Source organism: Nocardia sp. NPDC058114 (genome assembly GCF_042884695.1).
GTDB lineage: Bacteria > Actinomycetota > Actinomycetes > Mycobacteriales > Mycobacteriaceae > Nocardia.
Map to the genome: position 1 here is coordinate 1 of NZ_JBHVTK010000029.1, position 1064 is coordinate 1064.

Here is a 1064-nt window from a genome sequence, read left to right on the forward strand (position 1 = left end):
GGCGAAGCTGAGAATTTAAGCCCCGGTAAACGGCGGTGGTAACTATAACCATCCTAAGGTAGCGAAATTCCTTGTCGGGTAAGTTCCGACCTGCACGAATGGCGTAACGACTTCTCTGCTGTCTCAACCACAGACTCGGCGAAATTGCATTACGAGTAAAGATGCTCGTTACGCGCGGCAGGACGAAAAGACCCCGGGACCTTCACTATAGCTTGGTATTGGTGTTCGGTACGGTTTGTGTAGGATAGGTGGGAGACTGTGAAGCTCGGACGCTAGTTCGGGTGGAGTCGTCGTTGAAATACCACTCTGATCGTATTGGACTTCTAACCTCGGACCATGATCTGGTTCAGGGACAGTGCCTGGTGGGTAGTTTAACTGGGGCGGTTGCCTCCCAAAATGTAACGGAGGCGCCCAAAGGTTCCCTCAGCCTGGTTGGCAATCAGGTGTTGAGTGCAAGTGCACAAGGGAGCTTGACTGTGAGACTGACAGGTCGAGCAGGGACGAAAGTCGGGACTAGTGATCCGGCACCGGCAAGTGGAAGCGGTGTCGCTCAACGGATAAAAGGTACCCCGGGGATAACAGGCTGATCTTCCCCAAGAGTCCATATCGACGGGATGGTTTGGCACCTCGATGTCGGCTCGTCGCATCCTGGGGCTGGAGTAGGTCCCAAGGGTTGGGCTGTTCGCCCATTAAAGCGGCACGCGAGCTGGGTTTAGAACGTCGTGAGACAGTTCGGTCTCTATCCGCCGCGCGCGTAAGAAACTTGAGGAAGGCTGTCCCTAGTACGAGAGGACCGGGACGGACGAACCTCTGGTGTGCCAGTTGTTCCGCCAGGAGCACTGCTGGTTGGCTACGTTCGGAAGGGATAACCGCTGAAAGCATCTAAGCGGGAAGCCTGTTCCAAGATGAGGTTTCTCTCCCACTTGATGGGTTAAGGCCCCCTACAGACCATGGGGTTGATAGGCCAGAATTGGAAGCCAGGTAACTGGTGTAGGTGACTGGTACTAATAGGCCGAGGGCTTACTACGAAGGTGTTACGCGTCCACTGTGCGGTTTCTGAAACA

The 1064-nt window shown here is 54.8% G+C and carries 1 rRNA gene; it reads left to right on the top strand.

The features are described 5' to 3' along the window. Positions 1-1028, top strand: a 23S ribosomal RNA gene (locus tag ACFVVI_RS35660); the annotation flags it as partial. Between the last annotated feature and the right edge of the window lie 36 nt (positions 1029-1064).